This window comes from Pedobacter sp. AC379 (assembly GCF_979258145.1).
Genome location: NZ_OZ409839.1, coordinates 3,502,800 through 3,523,057 on the forward strand (window position 1 = coordinate 3,502,800; position 20,258 = coordinate 3,523,057).

Genomic DNA, 20,258 nt, shown 5'->3' on the forward strand with positions numbered 1-20,258 from the left:
ATGAGAAAGTTTTTTAAACCATTTATACTGATAACCTTACTGCTAACCACAGTAAACGCATTCAGTCAAACGAAGGACATTGCGGTGCCGGAAGAAATTGTAGCCAAAGCCAAAGAATGGACCTCAGCATTAAATTTAACTGATGCAGCGAAAAAATCAGCAGTAGAAAATGCAATTGCAGTTCACTTAACAACAATTAGGGATTGGCATAACGATCATCCATCATCTACAGTTCCTGATGGAATAAATCCGGTTACTGGCAATAAATTAAGCGATTTAGACAAACAGATTATTGCCGATTCTGCAATACCTTCTACCGTTCACCAGGCTTTAATGGATGGGTTGAGAAAAAACTTAACACCAGAGCAGGTAGAAACCATATTAGATAAATACACCATTGGTAAAGTAGAGTTCACCATGAAAGGTTATAAAGCCATTGTTCCGGATTTAACTGCTGATGAGGAAGCCAAGATTTTGGCTTACTTAAAACAGGCCCGCGAGCAAGCTGTGGATTATAAAAACATGAAGCAGATTTCAGCCATTTTCGAAATTTACAAAACAAAATCGGAGCAAATGCTAAATAATAATGGTCGAAGCTGGAGAGCACTTTATAGTGCCTATACAAAAAAAATAAAAGAAGAGAAAGCAGCGAAAGCAAAACAATAACGTGAATTTGCTTCACCTCATCGTCATTGCTAGGCACGAAGCAATCTTACTACGGTAGCTATAGCATTAGGATTGCTTCGTGCCTAGCAATGACGACCTTTTTTAATAAATAAATATGATGTTAAAAAGAAAAATACAAATTACATTGGTCTTTATATTTGGTGCCTTAATCAGCGCCAATGCCCAGGTAGAAAAATGGCAAACCGGAATCGTAAAACAAGAATTCCTATACGATAAAGCGCCGTTTCCTTCATGCCATTCAGCTACAATAGCAGAAACGCCGACAGGTTTGGTCGCTTCATTTTTTGGCGGCACAAAAGAGCGGAATCCCGATGTAGAAATCTACATCAGCCGCTTTGTTAATGGCAAATGGTTGGCTCCGTTTTCGGTTGCCAATGGTATTCAGCCTGATGGTAAAAGATTACCAACGTGGAATCCTGTTCTTTATCAGGTTCCTGGCGCAGATTTGTTGTTATTTTATAAAATCGGACCAAAACCATCTGAATGGTGGGGGATGATGAAAACTTCGAAAGATGATGGTAAAACCTGGTCGGATGCTACAAAACTACCTGATGGTTATATTGGACCTGTAAAAAACAAACCGGTTTTATTGAGCAACGGAAATCTCTTTGCACCATCAAGCAAAGAGGGCGATGGTTGGAAAATCCATTTTGAAGTAACAAAAGACAATGGTAAAACCTGGAGGAAGGTTGGCCCGCTTCCTGAAAACGGTATAAAAGCCATTCAACCAAGCATTTTGCAATATGGAAACGGAAAGTTACAGATTTTGGCCAGAACCGCCAACCGTGCAATTGTAGAGGCATGGTCTAACGATAATGGTGAAACCTGGTCGGCATTAACCAAAACCACATTACCCAACAATAACTCTGGCACAGATGCAGTAACCATGAAAGATGGGCGGCAGGTATTGGTGTACAACCATGTTTTACCTCCGGGTGATTTAGCTAAAGGACCTAGAACACCATTAAATGTATCGGTTTCTAAAGATGGAAAAGAGTGGGCTGCAGCATTGATCTTAGAAGATTCACCGATCAGCCAGTATTCTTATCCGGCTGTTATTCAAACTGCTGATGGTATGTTACATTTTATTTATACCTGGAGAAGGGAAAAAATTAAACATGTGGTGGTAGATCCTTCAAAGTTAAAATTGAAGAAAATTAAAAATGGTGTTTGGCCGAAACTTAAAGGTTATAAGGCACCAGTAATTACTGAAACTAAAAATGAGGAGGGTTAAGATGATAAATTCAATTAAAAAATTCATTTATAGTTCGTTGCAATCGTCATTACGAGGAGGCACGACGCGGCAATCTATCCTATCAAGAAAGATTGCTTCGGCTGATGAAAAATCAGCACTCGCAATGACGACCAGGGTGCTGAGATTTTTTGCTGTATTATTTATTTCCTATATATTCCCTGTAAACAACCTCTCCGCCCAAATTCAAAACACTGATAATCTCTATAAAAAACCGCTTGTTGATGTTTTGAAAGAGATTCAAACCCGTTTCAAAGTACAAATTAAATACTCAGAACCTCAGGTAAAAGATAAATGGGTAAACTATGCTGATTGGCGTTTCCGGGCTGATGTAGACGAAACACTTACCAATGTGCTTATGCCTTTGGATATGAAGGTAAACAAAGAAAAGCCTGGTGTTTATAAATTAAAAGAATATGAATATTACCGATGGGAAGTGCAGGATGGATGGGCATATTTAGATCAATTGGCTACAAAATATCATGATCAGGCAAGTTGGGAAAAACGTAAAGCAGAAATTAAACCTGAACTATACAAAGCTTTACTGCTATCACCGCTACCTGCAAAACCAAATTCAAAACCGATTGTAACGGCAAAAAGAATTTTTGATGGCTATTCGGTAGAAAACATTGCATTGGAAATCTTACCAGGTGTATGGATTAACGGTTCCCTTTACAAACCATTAAATTTTAAAGGAAAAATTCCTGTGGTGCTTAGCCCTGACGGACACTGGGAAAAACAACGTTATAGGCCCGATTGCCAGATCCGCTGTGCAATGATTGCCAAAATGGGAGCAATGGCTTTTAGTTATGATCTTTTTGCCTGGGGCGAATCGATGTTGCAGTTTAAATACGAAGACCATAGAAAAAGCCTGGCCCAAACTGTTCAAGCTTTAGGCGGCATCAGAATTTTGGATTATTTCGGCTCGCTAAAAGAAACAGATACCAACCGGATCGGAATTAGCGGCGGATCGGGTGCCGGAAGTCATTCTATTTTAATGACAGCCATGGATGACCGGATTAAATTGAGTGCGCCTGTGGTTGCCATGTCATCATACTTTTATGGCGGTTGTCCATGCGAAAGCGGAATGCCAATCCATCAATGTGGTGGAGGTACCGATAACGTAGAATTAGCCGCAATGGCTGCTCCACGTCCGCAATTACTGGTGTCAGACGGTAGCGATTGGACAGCACATACACCAGAACACGACTTTCCTTACCTGCAAAAAATGTACGGTTATTATGGTGCTAAAGATAAAGTGGAGAATGTTCATCTTCCTGATGAAAAGCACGATTTTGGTGTCAATAAACGCGTTGCGTTATACGATTTCCTAATTAAAAATTTCAAATTAAATGCTGCTGGAGTTAAAGATAAAACCGGTAAATATGATGAAAGTAAGGTAACGATCGAAAAGGAGAATGCTTTATATGTATTTGGCGATAAAGGTGAAAAATTGCCTAAAAATGCGGTGATGGGCTTTCAAAATTTAGAAAAATTATTTCCACTAAGCACGAGTAAATAACTGGATATGCAACATCAAAACAGAAGATCTTTTATTGGTAGCATGGCCTTGTTAACGGGAGCTTTTATGTTTCCCAGTCAATTGCTTTTCGCCGCAGATAAAAAAAACCGTTTTAAAGTTGCCGTTATTGATTTAATGATTTTAAAACGTCAGAAAATCAGTGCTTTGCCACTTGCAAAAGAAATTGGTGCCGATGGGCTTGAAATTGACATGGGTGGTTTGGGTGATCGCGAAACTTTCGACAATAAACTGGCTGATCCAAAAATCAGACAGGAATATCTGGATAAAGCAAAAGAACTGAATCTCGAAATATGTTCGTTAGCGATGACTGGTTTTTATGCGCAGTCATTTGCCAAACGACCAACTTATCAGAAAATGATTCAGGATTGTTTAGATACTGCTAAAGCAATGCATGTTAAAGTAGTCTTTCTGCCATTGGGTATTCAAGGCGATTTAATTAAAAATCCAGAACTGCGCAAACCTATTGTAGAAAGGTTAAAAGTTGCTGGAAAAATGGCTGCTAAAGCTGGCATTACAATTGGAATTGAAAGTGCTTTAGATGCCAAAGGAGAATTACAATTATTAAAAGATATCAATTGTAAGTACGTTAAAAGTTATTTTAATTTCTCTAATGCCATTAAGAATGGAAGAGATTTAAACGATGAACTCATGATTTTGGGCAAGAAAAACATCGTTCAGATCCATGCTACAAATGAAGATGGGGTTTGGTTACAGAACGATCCAAAAATTGATTTGAACAAAGTTAAAGAAACTTTAATTGATATGGGTTGGAGCGGTTGGCTCGTTGTAGAAAGAAGCCGGGATGCCAAACAGCCAACAAATGTAAAATATAATTTCAGTGCAAATACAAGCTACCTGAAATCTGTTTTTCAACCGAAATAGTATAAATATAATGAAGTGCTTTTTGAGAAGAATTTTTAGTTTTTATAACCGGTCGGTACGTGGAGACAAGTACTGGGGCGGTATATCCATGCCTTGGTTCATATCTTCTTTACCTGCTCCTGGGTCTGTGTCCTCACAGACCAACCAACTATCTATGCTAAAATTTAAATCTCTAACGCCTTGGTTCGGGTTTCCACGAACCAAACAACTACCACTTTTTAGCCTCTCGATTCTTTTTTCTTTATTGTGTTTTAATGCTAATGCAACAGATATTTATGTATCAATAAATGGATCTGACACCAATTTAGGTACTAAAGAAAATCCTTTAGCAACACTTCATTCAGCCCTACGTAAAGCGCGCGAATTCAGACGATTAAACGATACATCAATTAAAGGTGGTATTAGAATTATAATTGGCAAAGGTTTTTATCAATTGGATGAACCGATAGTACTTAGACCGGAAGATTCAGGTACAAACGATAGTCCGACACAGATAATTGCCAATGAGAAGGTTGTTTTAAGTGGTGGTGTAAAAATTAAAGGATGGAAAAAACTATATGGAAACATCCCAGGCTTACCAAAAGAAGCAACGGGCAAAGTTTGGGTTACAGATATTCCAAATTTTGATGGGAGCGATCTGCAATTCAGGCAGCTCTGGGTAAACAATAAAAAGGCCATCCGCGCAAAAAATTACAGTGGCGAAGAAATGGGAAGGATTTTGTCATGGGATAGCAAGAAACAAACCTGTAAAATTCCAATGCAAAAAGGTATTAATTTAACCAATATCAAAGGAATGGAAATGCTGATCCATCAATGGTGGGCTATTGCAAATCTCCGTGTTAAATCGGTTAAAGTAATTGGCAATACAGCTGAGCTTTCTTTTATGCAACCTGAGAGCAGAATACAATCCGAACATCCCTGGCCAGCACCATGGATTTCAGACAAAACAGGGAATTCAGCATTTTACCTCAGCAATGCCATCCAGTTTTTAAATGAACCTGGCGAATGGTATGAAGATCTGCAAAATCATAAACTTTATTATTGGCCAAAAACTTCAGAAAATATGCAGAATGCCGAGGTAATTGCCCCAGCATTGGAGACACTTATTAAAATTGAAGGAACGATAGATCAACCAGTTTCTTTTGTGAGCTTTAAAGGCATTTCTTTCGAACATGCTACCTGGTTGAGGCCATCAAAACAGGGGCATGTGCCACATCAGGCGGGTATGTATATGCTCGATGCTTACAAATTAAATAAAGCCGGCACACCGGATAAACCAACTTTAGAAAATCAGGCATGGGTTGGCCGCCCGGCAGCTGCTATTGAGGTTAGTTATGCCAACAATACCTCATTTCAATCCTGCCGTTTCGTCCACCTCGCATCTACAGGTTTGGATTATAAAAAAGGAACTACAGAAAATAAAATCAAAGGAAATTTATTCAAAGATATTGGTGGTTCGGCCATTTTGATGGGAACTTTCTCCGATGAAGCTGTTGAAGTGCATTTGCCATACAATCCGACTGATAAAAGAGAAATTTCGGGCAATAACAACATCGAAAACAACCTGATTACAGATGTTACCAATGAAGATTGGGGCGCAGTGGGTATTGGGGCAGGTTATGTTAGCGGTATTAAAATTCTTCATAACGAAATCAGTGATGTTTCTTACTCGGGCATCAGCATGGGTTGGGGTTGGACGAAAACCAAAAACGCGATGGCGAACAACACAATTAGCGGTAATAACATAAACCATTACGGAAAACATATGTATGATGTTGCAGGGATTTACACCTTGTCTGCTCAACCAGGATCATTTATAACAGAGAATGTAGTCGACAGCATTTATAAGGCGCCTTACGCGCATTTGCCAGATCATTGGTTTTATCTGTATACCGATGAAGGATCATCTGATTTTACCATCAAAAACAATTGGACACCAACAGAAAAGTATCTCCAAAATGCCAACGGACCAGGTAATGTTTGGGAAACCAACGGACCAAAAGTTTCAGATCAGGTTAAGCAAAATGCCGGCTTAGAAAGCGCATTTCAATATTTATTAAAGGAAAAAGCCAACTATGCCAAAAGAGGGATTAACCAGGCTGTAGATCAGTCAGTTGTATTTGAATTGGTTTTTAAGTCGGATAATCTTCCAGGCAATAACACTTTAACAACTTTTGCAAAAGAAAATAACCTTTTGGCAAATTCAATTTATAAGTGGAATAACCGATTGGTGATTTACACCTCTAGCTTAAAAGTAGAGAGCTTAAAACAAACCCTAAAACGCCTGAACGCATCCGAAATTAAGTTATACGATAACCTGTTTTATGATTTCAACAGAGAAAAAAACTGCGGAGATAAGCCAGTTGAAGAATGGGATAACATCATTTTATCAGCCAACCTGGTTAAGGATGGAAAAATGCAAAAAGAATATTTAGATTATCATAAAACACAATTTCAAAAATGGCCCGAAATATCAAAGGGGTTTTGTAATGCAGAATTTCAACGATTGGCCATTTTTAAAAATGATCGGCAGCTTATGCTGATTATTAGCATCCCAAAAGGGAAAAAATTAGATGATTTAAATCCAAAAACTACCGAGAACAATCCAAAGGTGGATGAATGGAATGCCATTATGAAAAAATACCAGGAAGGAATTGAAGGCACAAAACCCGATGAGGTTTGGGTGTTCTTTAAACCGATAGGTTAGAAGCATTATTGTTCCCTTTTGGAGGGGGCAATGGGAGGAAATATTAAACGCTTAGAAAAAATAATATCATGTTAAGATTAGGGATTTTAGGTTTAGGAGAGGGCAGAAGCACAATTTCAGCATCACTATCAAGTAGAAAATTTAAGCTCATCCAGATTTGCGATGCCAATAAAAAGCTTTGCGAAGAACGGGCTTTGGAGTTCGATTTTGAAAACTGGACAACCAATTACGAGGATATGTTAACCAGCGATAAAATCGACATGATTGCGATTTATACGCCAGATCACCTGCATTTTGAGCACATTAAATTGGCATTGGAGCACGGAAAACATGTGGTGTGTACCAAGCCATTTATAGATGATTTAGCTCAAGCCAATGACCTGTTGCAGTTAGCAAAGAAATCAAGAAAAAAGATTTTTGTAGGACAAAGTTCACGCTTTTTCGAGCCTGCAATGCGCCAAAAGAAAGATTTTGATGAAGGGTTAATCGGAGAATTAATCACAATAGAAAGTCATTACCATGCAGATCACCGTTGGTTTTTGGAGAAAGGCTGGTCTTTAAAACAATCATTTAAATGGCTGTATGGAGGCTTAAGTCACCCGGTAGATTTTATCAGGTGGTACATGCCTGATATTGAAGAAGTAATGGGCTATGGCATGTTGAGTAGCAATGGCTTAAAAGCCGGACTGAAAAATCAGGATACGATGCACTTTATTTTCAAGGCAAAAGATGGCCGGATTGCAAGGGTTAGCGGTGCGTATACAGGCCCTACACAACCTGCCAGTCGCGATAGTGGCATGAGCTGCATCCTCCGCGGAACAGAAGGGGCAAGCCAGGCCGATTACCATGAACTGCGTTATTCGGTTACGACAAAAACCGGCGAAGAAAAGATAATAACCTGGGGAGATTCGACCTTAAAACATTATTTCCGTTTTGAAGGACAAAGCCACCATGCGGGAGAATACCAGAATTACCTGGATTATTTTGCAGATAGCATCAACAACAACTTTACCGCTTATCCCGATTTAAAGGAAGGAATTGGTACTGTGGCTTTGCTACAAGCAATGGATCAATCGTTAGAAACTGGTTTACCTGTAAAAGTTGATGAAATTTTGAAAGCAAATCACATCACACGGGAATCGATAGGATTGTAAAAGAAAAATCGTCATTGCGAGGAGGAACGACAAAGCAATCTATTTGGTAAAATAGATGCTGAAATGAATTAAGCATGACGTAACTATAAAAATGGTCGTCTGGGCTCCGTGAATTCCGTGTTTCCGTGGCAATAAATAAAACTAACCAAAATAAACCTAATGGGAAACATTGTAGAACGTTTAACCAGTTTAGATTACTTCATCGTAATCGCTTACCTTATAGTGCTGATAATCATTGGGTATCGCGCCAGTTTCTCTAAAAAGAAAAATGATGATGAAACCTTATTTCTGGCCAATAAATCTTTAAACTGGAGCAGCATTGGTTTCAATATGTGGGGCACAAACGTTGGCCCTTCAATGCTATTGGCCTTTGCAAGCATTGGTTATAGCACCGGTATTGTGGCCGTCAACTTCGATTGGTATGCCTTTATATTTTTATTCTTACTTGCAATTGTTTTTGCGCCAAAATACCTTGCCGCTAAGGTTAGCACCATGCCCGAATTTATGGGTAACCGTTACGGCGATTCTACGCAAAATATCCTCGCCTGGTATGCGTTGGTTAAAATTTTAATCTCTTGGTTATCATTGGGTTTGTTTGCAGGCGGCTTTTTAGTCCGCCAGATTTTGGGCATTCCCATGTGGCAATCTGTTACGGTACTGGTGGCTTTTGCTGGTTTGTTCACCTTTTTCGGTGGATTAAAGGCCATTGCCAAAGTGAACGTTTTTCAAATGATTTTATTGATTGCCGTTTCGCTTTCGCTGATGCTTTTAGGCTTAAACAAAGTTGGTGGAGTTTCTGTATTGTATGCAAAAACACCCCATCACTTCTGGAATTTAATTCAGCCCGCCAGCGATCCAAAATACCCATGGTACGCCATATTATTAGGTTATCCTGTTGCAGCTGTAGCCTTTTTCTGTACTGATCAATCAATGGTTCAATCCGTTCTCGGTGCTAAAAATTTAAAGCAGGGGCAATTGGGTGTAAGTTTTATCGGCTGGTTAAAAATCCTTTCCTTACCCTTGTTTATTGGTACTGGAATCCTTTGTTATGTGCTTTTTCCAGGTTTAAAAGATCCGAATGAAGCATATATGACAATGGTAACCAATTTATTCCCTCCAGGTATGAATGGCCTGGTTATCGTAGTACTCATTGCCGTGTTGGTGGGCACTATCGGATCTTCCTTAAATTCATTAAGTACCGTTTTTACCATGGATATTTATGTAAAGAAAATTAACCCCCAAGCCAGTAATAAACAGATTATCCGTATTGGCCGTTTGGCAGTTGTTGCAGGATGTATTTTTGCTGTTATTGTTGTTTTGGCTATCGATAACATTAAAGGGCTAAATCTATTCGACGTTTTTCAATCAGTTTTAGGCTTTATTGCACCACCGCTCTCTGTAGTATTTTTACTTACCGTTTTCTGGAAAAGAACGACGAGAAAAGCGGTAAATTTTACCCTGTCAATCGGCTCTGTTTTAAGTTTAGGTGTGGGGGTAACTTACCTATGGATTTTGCCTTCAGATCAATATACATTTTGGCCCCATTACCTGATGTTATCATTTTTCATCTTTGCAGGATTATTGATTATCGCGATTTTAATTTCTTTATTGGATAGATCACCAAGTATATATACGGTTAATAAGGAACATGAGGCCAACATCGAAAAACCTGATCGAACAGTTTGGATCTCATGGATTGCATTAGCAATAGTGATGGTTGCACTTTACCTTTTTTTTAATGGGCATTAAAAATAATGAACTACAGATGAAAAGGATGCACACCGATATAAAGATCTGTGCTCATCTGTATTAATCTGTGGTTAAAAAATTCAATAATATGAAAAACTTAAAAAAACTTATCCTAATTGCCATTTTCGCAAGCTCGGCAGCACAGCTTTTTGCTCAAAAAGCCTCATGGATCTGGTACCCTGGAGATTTCGATATCTACATGAGCAATGTAATGCAGAACCGTAGAACCGAAAGAGGATCATTTTTCCCAGTATTCTGGAAAATGGATAGCCACTATGTGCTGGTCGATTTTCATAAAGAATTTACCCTTACTCAGCCTGAAGAAGTTAAGTTGTTTGTAGAAGGCACTTACAATGTGAAAATAGATGGACAGGCGATTTCCGGTTTCCCTAAAAGTATCCAGATTCCCGCTGGAAAGCACAAATTGAGCTTAAAAGTTTATAATCAGGCTAATGTGCCAGCAATTTTTGTTCAAGGCAAAACGGTAGTTTCCGATGAAACCTGGTTAAGTACTTTCGAGGATAAAGAATGGATAGATGCCAGTGGAAAAACCTCTGATAAATCAGGAACTACTTTTGTTTCGGCAGGATCATGGAACTTATCTGATCCGACTAAATTGCCTTCACAATTTAAATTGCCGGTAGTTGCGCAATCGGCAGTTAAAACCGAAAAAGTAGATAAGGGTGCAGTTGCTGATTTCGGAAAGGAAACTTTTGGGTTTATAAAAGTACACGGTTTGAAAGGAAAAGGACGATTGAGTATTTATTATGGAGAATCGAAAGAGGAGGCTTTATCAACAGATAAATGTGAAACTTTGGATGATCTGGATATCGACCTGGCTCAGAAAAAGGATTCCATTATGCCGCTTTCAAAAGCTTTCAGGTATGTCAATTATCAAGCTCAAGGTTCGGCATCGGCTGATTCTGTTTCCATGCTGTACGAGTATGCTCCTGTAACAGAAAAAGGAAGTTTCAAATCTTCGGATAGCGAACTCAATAAAATCTACGATGTTGCTAAATACACTTTTCACTTAAATACCCGTGAGTTTTTTATTGATGGCATAAAACGCGACCGTTGGGTATGGAGTGGTGATGCCTATCAAAGTTATTTAATGAACTATTACTCGTTTTTTGATGCGCCAACAGTTAAACGCACATTGCTTGCTCAGCGTGGTAAAGATCCGGTAACGGCACACATCAATACCATTATGGACTATTCTTTTTATTGGTTTTTAGGGATTTACGATTACTATAAATTTACAGGCGACCAGAAATTTGTACAGGATATTTATCCGCGAATGCAATCGCTGATGACCTACTTTGATGGCAGAAAGAATAAAAACGGCTTGTTGGAATGGATGCCTGGCGATTGGATTTTTATCGATTGGGCAGATAAACTAAGTAAAGATGGAGAAGTGAGTTTTGAGCAGCTCTTGTATGCGCGCAGTTTAGAAACCATGGCTTTATGCGCCAAATTGGCCAATGATACCGAAGGCATGGCAAAATACGATAAGCAGGCAAAAGAACTGAAAAGCAAGATTTTCGAACTCTACTGGAACCAAAATAAGAGTGCATTGGTGCATAGTCGCGTTAACGATAAGCAAACCGATAATGTAACCCGTTATGCCAATATGTTTGGGATCTTTTTTGATTATTTTACACCTGAACAAAAACTGGCTGTTAAAAAGAATGTATTGCTGAACGATCAGATCGCCAAAATTACTACTCCTTACATGCGTTTTTATGAATTGGAAGCATTATGTGCCATGGGCGAACAACCTTATGTACTTAAGGAAATGAAAAATTATTGGGGCGGAATGTTAAAACTGGGCGCCACTTCTTTTTGGGAGGAATACAACCCCGATAAAAAGGGAACTGAACATTTAGCCATGTATGGCAGGCCATTCGGTAAAAGCCTCTGTCATGCCTGGGGTGCGAGTCCGATTTACTTATTGGGAAAATACTATTTAGGAATTCAGCCAACCAGCCCTGGTTACGAAAACTACACCATTGAACCCAATTTAGGCGGATTGGAATGGATAGAAGGTAAGGTGCCAACAGCCAATGGCGATATTGCTGTTTTTTGCAGTAAAAAAGAAATCAAAGTGTCTTCGGCAACAGGATTAGGAAAATTGCGTATTAAAAGTAAATCGAAACCAATTGTAAAAGATGCAGAAGTGAAAGAAATTTCGAAAGGAATTTATGAGGTAACGATTGAAAAGGGAAAAGAGTATAAGGTGAAGTATTCGGGCTAGAAACCTTAAACCTCGCAGTTTTGGTAAACCTGCGAGGTTTAAAAGAAAATCTCAATACGGTAGTTTCGCGTTGGGGGTTGTACCAATTCCTCATCGGTACCGGAGCGAAGTGGAGGTTTTATTTTGCCGGTCATATTATTTAGAAAAGCGGGGTTCGGTGCTTTTAGGTTATGAAAGCCCTGCTCTCCCTCCAAGTCCTCACTCATTCTTCGTTCCGGGCTTTCCGTTCTATCAGGTTTATTTAACCAAACTCAGTTGTTCTTGGCTATACATCTCCCTATCTATAGCTTACTGCAGCAAATACTGCGTTAGGGATTGTAAGGGTTCAGTACCGATCCTTCATCGGTACCGAAGCGAAGCGGAGCCCTGAAAAGCCCGACTCCTTGCGTAGCTTGGGAACGCCCAAATCAGTTGGCAATTGCAGTTAGCAGTTATATTAACGATTAGAAAATCAAAGCCCCCATCAGGGGGTTGGGGGTTAAACTCCAATCCGTTGCTCAATCTTTTTAACGCATTTGTAGGCCTCAGCAAGAATCACATCATTGGCAATCGTTTGATCTACATTTAGCGCATTTAACATCGAAATGGTTAAACAGGCAATAATGCCGTTGTTGCTTGCTACACCGATTGGCACAGAAATGTCGGTAACGCCCGAAACCGAATCACTATTTTTAAAATAAGAACCTGTTTGCTGAATATCCGTTAACGAATTCAAGAAATCTTCTTGTTGTGCCTTGGCATATTTTTTAAAAATATAATTGTTTTTTAAGGTTGTATTACGTTCATCATCAGGCATATATGCCAATAAAACCTTGCCTGATGCAGTTAATGGTAGTGGGAATAAGTTACCTTCTTCAATAGAAAGTGCAATGGGGCCGGGGCTTTTTGCATGGATAATTACCATTACCTGATTCATGTATAAAATACTCAGGTGGCACGATTGGCGAATGGTATTGGCCAGTTCTTCTAACGGAAATTGTGCAGCTTTACGCAGTTCATCAATTGGCGAGTGCCTGTGCGAAAGGTAAAAAAGCTTAAGCGATAGCCTGTACTTACCCGAAACCTCATCGCGTAATATGTAACCCCGACTTTCTAAACTCATCAACATCCTATAAATTTCGTTAGGTGTTTTCTCAATACCAACGGCAATTTCAGTTTGAGATAATGGGATAGATTGTGCTGATAAATACTCTAATATATCAAGTCCTTTATCCAAAGCAGGGGCTTGGTACTTCGATTCTTTTTCGTTCATACGGGTTTAAATTTGGCTGTAGCGTATTTTTTACAATATCAAACATACAAAATGCTTTCTTATTTATACAACAGAAGATTTTGCATAATTTAAATACGAATATATGTTTTCATATTTAAAAAAAACATTTATATTTGAATTAGAGATAGCAATTTAAAGTTACGAAATTTAAAGTGTTTAATTCAAAAAGAATTGGGTATTTATTTCTAAAATAGTTGTATCGCTGATAACCATTTATAAACCTAAGCAAGCACCTGAATGGTGTAAAAATTGATGAGTAAACTCGTAATCTTTTCTTGGCTTTACCTGTTAAGCATTCCGCTTTTTGCGCAAGATATTAAGGTTGCCCGATTGGATTGTGAGTATCGTAATAATCCGATTGGAATTGATGTACAATCGCCGGGTTTAAGTTGGAAACTGCAATCATCAAAATACAATGTGATGCAAACGGCTTACCAAATTTTAGTTTCGGGCAGTAAAAGCAATTTAGATAAGAATATTGGCGAAATCTGGGACACAAAAAAAGTCAATTCAGGTCAATCTATTCAAATACCTTATAAGGGAGTTAAGCTTTCATCAACTCAAACCTACTATTGGAAAGCCCGTATTTGGGATAATTTCGGTCATCAGTCTGACTGGAGCAGCCTGGCGTTTTGGCAAATGGGATTGCTAACCGTAGCGGATTGGAAAGGCGCAAAATGGATTGCCTATGAAAAACTGGCTGATTCTAACATAAACAGCTTGCCAACAGATGGCAAAAAAGACAAATATAATGGCAATAACGTGTTGCCTATGTTCCGCAAGGGTTTTACGGTAACAAAAACAATTAAGAAAGCCACCGCTTTTATTTCTGGGTTAGGCCATTTCGAAATGACTTTAAACGGTGTTAAAGTTGGCGATGATTTTTTGGCACCGGGCTGGACAAAGTATGATAAAGAGGCATTGTACCTCACTTATGATTTAACTAAACAGCTTAAAAAGGGTGAAAATGCTATCGGCGTGGTGTTGGGCAATGGTTTTTATTATATTCCTCCAGTTAAAGAAAGGTATAGAAAATTAAAGGTTGCAAATGGTTACCCAAAAATGATCTGCCGGGTATTGATTGAATATACAGATGGTACCAATGCAAACATTATAAGTAACCAAAGTTGGAAAACCGCACCATCGCCCATAATTTTTTCGAGCATTTACGGTGGGGAAGATTACAATGCCAATCTTGAGCAAAACGGCTGGAATTTAGCTGGTTTTAACGATCGAAAATGGAAATTATCGTTACTGGTTGATGGTCCGGAATTAAATGCGCAGAAAGAAGAACCAATAAAAATCTTCGAAAATTTTGTCCCTCAAAATATCAATCAAGTTACCAATGGCGAATGGGTTTATGATATGGGGCAAAATTCATCAGCCATTATCGAATTAAAAGTCCGCGGTAAAAAAGGAGATACCATTCGCATTACACCGGCCGAATTATTAAAAGCTGATGGTTCGGTAACGCAAAAAAATATTGGAGGGCCATCTTATTTTACCTACATATTAAAAGGAGAAGGCTTGGAAACCTGGCGACCAAAATTCTTTTATACAGGATTTCGTTATCTACAGGTTAAAGGTGGGGTACCAATTGGTAAGGAAAACAAAACTGGCAAAGCTGTAATAGAAGTTTTAAAAGCATTACACATTAGAAATGCAGCTGAGCAAGTGGGTAAATTTTCCTCCTCAAACGAATTATTTAATAAAACTTTTAGCCTGATCAATTGGGCGATAAAAAGCAATATGGTAAGCGTATTTACCGATTGCCCGCACCGCGAAAAACTTGGTTGGTTAGAAGAACTGCATTTAATGGGCAGTTCTGTACGCTACAATTACAACGCCGCACCGCTGTTTAAAAAAGCCTTGCAGGATATGAAAAACTCCCAACTGGCTAACGGATTAATCCCTGAAATTTCCCCAGAATACGTAAAGTTCGAATATGGGGGCGATATGTTCCGCGATTCTCCTGAATGGGGCAGTAGCGGGATTTTGATGCCATGGTATTTATATCAGTGGTATGGTGATCAACAGGCGATGCATGATTATTACCCGATGATGCAGCGCTACATTAAATACCTTGATAATAAGGCCAATAATCACATCTTATCACAAGGTTTAGGTGATTGGTATGATTTAGGCCCGAATCCACCTGGTGTTTCCCAATTAACCCCAATGGGCGTTACCGGAACAGCCATTTATTATTATGATTTAAATATCATGGAAAATATTGCCACGCTTTTAGGTAAAAAAGCTGATGCACTTGCTTATGCAAAACTCGCTGTAGAAGTGAGAAATTCTTTCAATAACAAGTTCTTTGATGCCAAAACCAAGCAATACGCAACAGGTTCGCAAGCAGCGAATGCGATGGCAGTTTATATGGGTTTGGTTGAAGAAAAAGATAAAACTTCAGTAATTGAGAATTTGGTTAATGACATAAGAAATCGTAAAAACAGCTTAACAGCAGGGGATATTGGTTACCGATATGTGTTACGCGTTTTAGAAGATGCGGGGAAATCGGACTTGATTTTCGACATGAACAGTCGTTCTGATGTACCTGGCTATGGCATGCAGTTGGCTAAAGGCGCAACAGCCTTAACCGAATCGTGGGCAGCCTTACCAACCGTATCCAATAATCATTTTATGCTGGGCCACTTAATGGAATGGCTGTACAGTGGCGTAGGTGGCATCCGCCAGGAAGAAAATTCAATTGCATTTAACCACATTAAAATCGAACCGGAAGTAGTTGGCGATTTAACATCAGCTAAGGTAAGCTATAATGGCCCTTATGGAGAAATATCGAGCAAATGGACTAAAACCGCTAAAAATTTTACTTTAGAAGTTAACATTCCTGTAAACTCAAAAGCTACCGTTTATTTACCTGTTTCACCGAATTATGCTATCTCAGAAGAATTTAAATCATCATTTAAGGAAGCAGGAAAAGAAAATGGCAAGAACAAGATAGCTATCGGTTCTGGTTACTATAAATTTAATTTAACGTACAAATGAAAAAGATAATCCTCGTATTCTTTCTTTTTGTTAGTGCATTGAATTTGAATGCCCAAACCCTAAATCCTGTTTCAGCAGAAACGATGGAAAAAATTTATCAGGAAGTTAAAACCCCTTATAAATATGGTTTGGTGATGGTGCCAACAGATAAAGACCATAAAATGGATTGCCCGACTATTTTTAAAAAGGGTAAATATTGGTACATGACTTACCTGATTTTTAGCGGTCGCGGTTACGAAACCTGGTTAGCAAAAAGTAGAGACTTACTGCATTGGGAAAATCAAGGCAAACTCATGTCGTTTGGCGATGCAGGCCATTGGGATGATAATCAAAAAGCAGGTTATAATGCTTTATTGGATACCAAATGGGGTGGCAGTTATGGTGTAAATAAGTTCGATGGCAAGTACTGGATATCTTATTTCGGTGGTAAGGAAAAAGGATATGAAGTGGAGCCTTTATCCATCGGCATGGCCTATACTCAACAAGATCCATCCAAAATTCAGGAGTGGAGCCGGTTAGATAAACCTGTTTTAGCTTCGGGCGATGCTGATGTACGCTGGTGGGAAAACCGTAACAAACTTTTTAAAAGCACCGTAATTGAGGATAAACAAAAGTTAACGGGACATCAATTTGTGATGTACTACAATGCTGTTGGCGATTCGCTGGTGAATAACAAAAAAACACGCTGGTACGAGCGAATTGGAATGGCCGTTTCTGACGATATGATTCATTGGCGGCGTTTTGATAAAAATCCTGTAGTTCATCATCCAGTTGGTATTACCGGAGATGCTGTTATCCAGAAGATTAACAATACCTGGGTCATGTTTTACTTTGGTGCCTTTTGGCAAGATAGAAAGGGTTCATTTAACCGCTTTGCTGCCTCTAATGACCTGGTAAACTGGACCGATTGGACAGGTGAAAACCTGATTGAGTCATCAGAAAAGTATGATGAGTTGTATGCCCATAAATCTTTTGTTTTAAAGTACAAAGGCATTGTTTATCATTTTTACTGCGCTGTTAACAAGCAAGATCAGCGTGGCATTGCCGTGGCTACTTCCAGAGATTTAGGTAAAAGTAATTTGAATTTTGTAAGTGAAACGAAGAACTAAGATGAAAAGGCTACCTAATTTTAAAGTTGTAATTTTTCTGACATTCGGTTTGTGGGCATCACGTCATTGCGAGGCACTGCCTGTCCCGACTTTTCGGGAATGCAATCCTAATGCGAAAGAACGGCCAACCCATAGTAGTAAGATTGCTTCGTGCCTCGCAATGACGACCAATCAAGATAAGATTAGGCCGGAACCCCGCACTAGAACCAGCTTTAACAAAGATTGGAAATTCTTTTTAGGGGACGAACCAAATGCCAAATCATCTTCATTTAACGATTTGGATTGGAGAAAACTCACTTTACCGCACGATTGGAGCATTGAAGGGAAATTCGACGAGAAAAATCCCGCAAAACCAGAAGGTGGTGGTTTACCCACGGGCATAGGCTGGTATAGAAAGGAATTTATTGCCCCTGCCAATTTTAAAAACAGGTTGATTAGCATCGAATTCGATGGTGTATATAAAAATAGTGAAGTTTGGATCAACGGACACTATCTGGGCAAAAGACCTTACGGCTACAGCTCATTTTCTTACGAGATCAGCAAATTTTTAAAATCCGGAAAAAATAGTATCGCGGTTAAGGTGGATAATTCAGCACAGCCCGATTCTCGCTGGTATTCCGGCTCAGGAATTTATAGAAATGTGTGGTTAACCTCGGCTGCAGCAGTTTCAGTTAAAAGAAATGGTGTTTTTGTTAAAACTGATGTTATAAATGGCGATAAAGGTCAAAGCATTGAAAACCGGATTTTATCTCCTGGTGAAAGCCTGGCATCAATAGCTGTTGATATCGAACTTGAAAATAAATTCAAAACAGCGGGAAATTATAAAATCCTGACTACCATTTTCGATGACAGAGGAAAGATACTTCAACAAAAGCAATGGCCAATGGCTATTAATCAAGCCAATTCAAAATTAGTCATAAATGGGTTAAGCATTGCAAACCCCAAATTATGGTCGGTTGAACGGCCGGTGATGTATAAGTTAGTTACAGAAGTGATGCAAGCCGATGGAAAAATTATCGACCTTTATACCACACTTTTTGGGGTTCGTGAATTCAATTTCGATGCAACTAAAGGGTTTTCTTTAAACGGAAAATCAATGAAAATTTTAGGTGTTTGCCTGCACCACGATTTAGGTGCCCTGGGAGCTGCTGTGAATGTTCGGGCAATGGAGCGGCAGCTGGAAATTATGAAAGCAATGGGAGTAAACGCCATCCGTACTGCCCATAATCCACCTGCTCCTGAGTTTTTAGATTTATGCGACAAAATGGGTTTCCTCGTTATGGATGAAGCCTTTGATATGTGGGTTAAAAAGAAAACCAAAAATGACTATCACCTCGATTTTCCGGAGTGGCACAAAAGAGATCTAGAAGAAATGATTAAACGCGATCGCAACCACCCATCCATTATTCTATGGAGTATCGGTAATGAAATCCGTGAGCAATTCGATAGTACAGGTGTAACCATTACAAAAGAATTAGTGGGTATTGTTAAAAATCTCGACAAATCCCGCCCCGTAATTTCAGCATTGACCGAAACAAAAGCCGAAAAGAATTTTATCTACCAGGCCAATGCGCTTGATATTTATGGATTAAACTATAACCATAAGCTGTATAAAGATTTCCCTAATAATTATCCTGGTGTTAAATTTTTGGCTACAGAAACTACTTCTGCGCTACAAACCAGGGGTTTTTATGATACAGCCGATACCATTCGCCGCTGGCCAAAGGATGGTAAAACTAAATTTACTGAAGGAAATAAGGAATGGTCGGCATCTGCTTACGATAATGTTTCGGCATATTGGGGTTCTACACACGAAGAAACCTGGGCAGCAGCTAAAAAATACGATCATGTATCTGGTTTGTTTGTTTGGACTGGCTTCGATTACCTTGGCGAACCGCTGCCATATCCGTGGCCGGCCAGAAGTTCTTATTTCGGCATCGTCGATTTAGCGGGTTTCCCAAAAGATTCCTATTATATGTACCAAAGCGAGTGGACCAATGAGCCCGTATTACATATTTTGCCTCATTGGAACTGGAAGCAAGGAAAATCAGTTGAGGTATGGGCTTATTACAATAATGCTGATGAAGTAGAACTTTACCTGAACGGGAAATCTTTAGGTAAAAGATCAAAGCATAATGATGATTTACATGTGCTTTGGAATGTGGCTTTTGAGCCTGGAACATTAAAAGCGGTATCACGCAAAAACGGGAAAGATATTTTAGTACGAGAGGTTAAAACCGCAGGAGAACCGGCAAAAATCGAATTAATAGCTGATCGGAAAAGTATTAAAGCTGATGGTAAAGATCTTTCGTTTGTAACCGTACGCATTTTAGATGCTGCCGGAAATGTAGTGCCGAATGCTGATAACCTGGTAAATTTTAAAGTAGATGGGGTTGGCTTCATTGCTGGCGTTGATAATGGGTTTCAGGCAAGTTTAGAACCTTTTAAAGCCAATTACCGCAAAGCTTTTCATGGTTTATGCTTAGCCATTGTACAGTCAACAGAAAAAACCGGAACGATTAACTTGACAGCATCATCAGCTGGCTTAGTTTCCTCGTCATTCACAATTAACACTGGAAAATAATGAGCACGTACAAATTTTTAACCACAAAGACACGAAGAACACTAAGCTTTTA

At 39.1% G+C, this 20,258-nt stretch carries 12 protein-coding genes; 11 read left to right on the forward strand and 1 reads right to left on the reverse strand.

Annotated elements, in window-relative coordinates; translation table 11 throughout:
* From ACZZZW_RS15325 to ACZZZW_RS15360, 8 genes are all read left to right on the forward strand, one after another.
* The gene (locus ACZZZW_RS15325; RefSeq protein ID WP_463494656.1) at positions 1–666 is read left to right on the forward strand and encodes a DUF3826 domain-containing protein; all 666 of its coding nucleotides are present in this window, start codon (positions 1–3) and stop codon (positions 664–666) included.
* Positions 667–781: 115 nt separating this feature from the next.
* Positions 782–1,921, forward strand: coding sequence for a sialidase family protein (locus ACZZZW_RS15330; protein ID WP_463494657.1), 1,140 nt, complete (start codon positions 782–784; stop codon positions 1,919–1,921).
* Position 1,922: 1 nt separating this feature from the next.
* Positions 1,923–3,461, forward strand: a complete 1,539-nt coding sequence (locus tag ACZZZW_RS15335; protein ID WP_463494659.1) for an acetylxylan esterase — start codon at positions 1,923–1,925, stop codon at positions 3,459–3,461.
* Positions 3,462–3,467: 6 nt separating this feature from the next.
* Positions 3,468–4,364 carry a sugar phosphate isomerase/epimerase family protein gene (locus ACZZZW_RS15340; protein ID WP_463494661.1) on the forward strand — a complete coding sequence of 299 codons (897 nt, stop codon included), beginning with the start codon at positions 3,468–3,470 and terminating at the stop codon, positions 4,362–4,364.
* Between the two features lie 154 nt (positions 4,365–4,518).
* Positions 4,519–7,071 carry an L-rhamnose mutarotase gene (locus ACZZZW_RS15345; RefSeq protein WP_463494662.1) on the forward strand — a complete coding sequence of 851 codons (2,553 nt, stop codon included), beginning with the start codon at positions 4,519–4,521 and terminating at the stop codon, positions 7,069–7,071.
* Between the two features lie 68 nt (positions 7,072–7,139).
* Complete coding sequence (locus ACZZZW_RS15350) at positions 7,140–8,225, forward strand: Gfo/Idh/MocA family protein (RefSeq protein ID WP_463494664.1); 1,086 nt, start codon at positions 7,140–7,142, stop codon at positions 8,223–8,225.
* Between the two features lie 159 nt (positions 8,226–8,384).
* A complete protein-coding gene (locus tag ACZZZW_RS15355; protein WP_463494666.1) occupies positions 8,385–9,974 on the forward strand; it encodes a sodium:solute symporter family transporter in 1,590 nt (529 codons plus the stop codon).
* 88 nt (positions 9,975–10,062) lie between these two features.
* Complete coding sequence (locus ACZZZW_RS15360) at positions 10,063–12,228, forward strand: alpha-L-rhamnosidase-related protein (protein ID WP_463494668.1); 2,166 nt, start codon at positions 10,063–10,065, stop codon at positions 12,226–12,228.
* Between the two features lie 478 nt (positions 12,229–12,706).
* Here the strand turns inward: ACZZZW_RS15360 and ACZZZW_RS15365 are convergent, their stop codons facing one another.
* Positions 12,707–13,480 (reverse strand): IclR family transcriptional regulator, encoded by a 774-nt coding sequence (locus tag ACZZZW_RS15365; RefSeq protein ID WP_463494670.1) that lies wholly within the window; start codon positions 13,478–13,480, stop codon positions 12,707–12,709.
* A gap of 273 nt (positions 13,481–13,753) precedes the next feature.
* Between ACZZZW_RS15365 and ACZZZW_RS15370 the strand changes: the two genes are divergently transcribed.
* Genes ACZZZW_RS15370 through ACZZZW_RS15380 form a run of 3 tightly spaced genes read left to right on the forward strand, consistent with a single transcriptional unit; the run spans position 13,754 to position 20,206 of the window.
* A complete protein-coding gene (locus tag ACZZZW_RS15370) occupies positions 13,754–16,513 on the forward strand; it encodes a family 78 glycoside hydrolase catalytic domain (protein ID WP_463494672.1) in 2,760 nt (919 codons plus the stop codon).
* Entirely contained in the window at positions 16,510–17,622 is a 1,113-nt protein-coding gene (locus tag ACZZZW_RS15375) for a glycoside hydrolase family protein (RefSeq protein WP_463494674.1), read from the forward strand. Before ACZZZW_RS15370 ends, ACZZZW_RS15375 begins: the two co-directional genes overlap by 4 nt.
* A gap of 1 nt (position 17,623) precedes the next feature.
* Positions 17,624–20,206 (forward strand): glycoside hydrolase family 2 TIM barrel-domain containing protein, encoded by a 2,583-nt coding sequence (locus ACZZZW_RS15380; RefSeq protein ID WP_463494676.1) that lies wholly within the window; start codon positions 17,624–17,626, stop codon positions 20,204–20,206.
* Positions 20,207–20,258 lie beyond the last annotated feature (52 nt).

What these genes read in the sequence shown, in the direction of transcription:
- ACZZZW_RS15360 (WP_463494668.1), top strand. Translation starts at nt 10,063, where the DNA reads ATGAAAAACTTAAAAAAACTTATCCTAATTGCCATTTTCGCAAGCTCG.
- ACZZZW_RS15355 (WP_463494666.1), top strand. Translation starts at nt 8,385, where the DNA reads ATGGGAAACATTGTAGAACGTTTAACCAGTTTAGATTACTTCATCGTA.
- ACZZZW_RS15370 (WP_463494672.1), top strand. Translation starts at nt 13,754, where the DNA reads ATGAGTAAACTCGTAATCTTTTCTTGGCTTTACCTGTTAAGCATTCCG.
- ACZZZW_RS15365 (WP_463494670.1), bottom strand. Translation starts at nt 13,480, where the DNA reads ATGAACGAAAAAGAATCGAAGTACCAAGCCCCTGCTTTGGATAAAGGA.
- ACZZZW_RS15345 (WP_463494662.1), top strand. Translation starts at nt 4,519, where the DNA reads ATGCTAAAATTTAAATCTCTAACGCCTTGGTTCGGGTTTCCACGAACC.
- ACZZZW_RS15325 (WP_463494656.1), top strand. Translation starts at nt 1, where the DNA reads ATGAGAAAGTTTTTTAAACCATTTATACTGATAACCTTACTGCTAACC.
- ACZZZW_RS15375 (WP_463494674.1), top strand. Translation starts at nt 16,510, where the DNA reads ATGAAAAAGATAATCCTCGTATTCTTTCTTTTTGTTAGTGCATTGAAT.
- ACZZZW_RS15350 (WP_463494664.1), top strand. Translation starts at nt 7,140, where the DNA reads ATGTTAAGATTAGGGATTTTAGGTTTAGGAGAGGGCAGAAGCACAATT.
- ACZZZW_RS15335 (WP_463494659.1), top strand. Translation starts at nt 1,923, where the DNA reads ATGATAAATTCAATTAAAAAATTCATTTATAGTTCGTTGCAATCGTCA.
- ACZZZW_RS15380 (WP_463494676.1), top strand. Translation starts at nt 17,624, where the DNA reads ATGAAAAGGCTACCTAATTTTAAAGTTGTAATTTTTCTGACATTCGGT.
- ACZZZW_RS15340 (WP_463494661.1), top strand. Translation starts at nt 3,468, where the DNA reads ATGCAACATCAAAACAGAAGATCTTTTATTGGTAGCATGGCCTTGTTA.
- ACZZZW_RS15330 (WP_463494657.1), top strand. Translation starts at nt 782, where the DNA reads ATGATGTTAAAAAGAAAAATACAAATTACATTGGTCTTTATATTTGGT.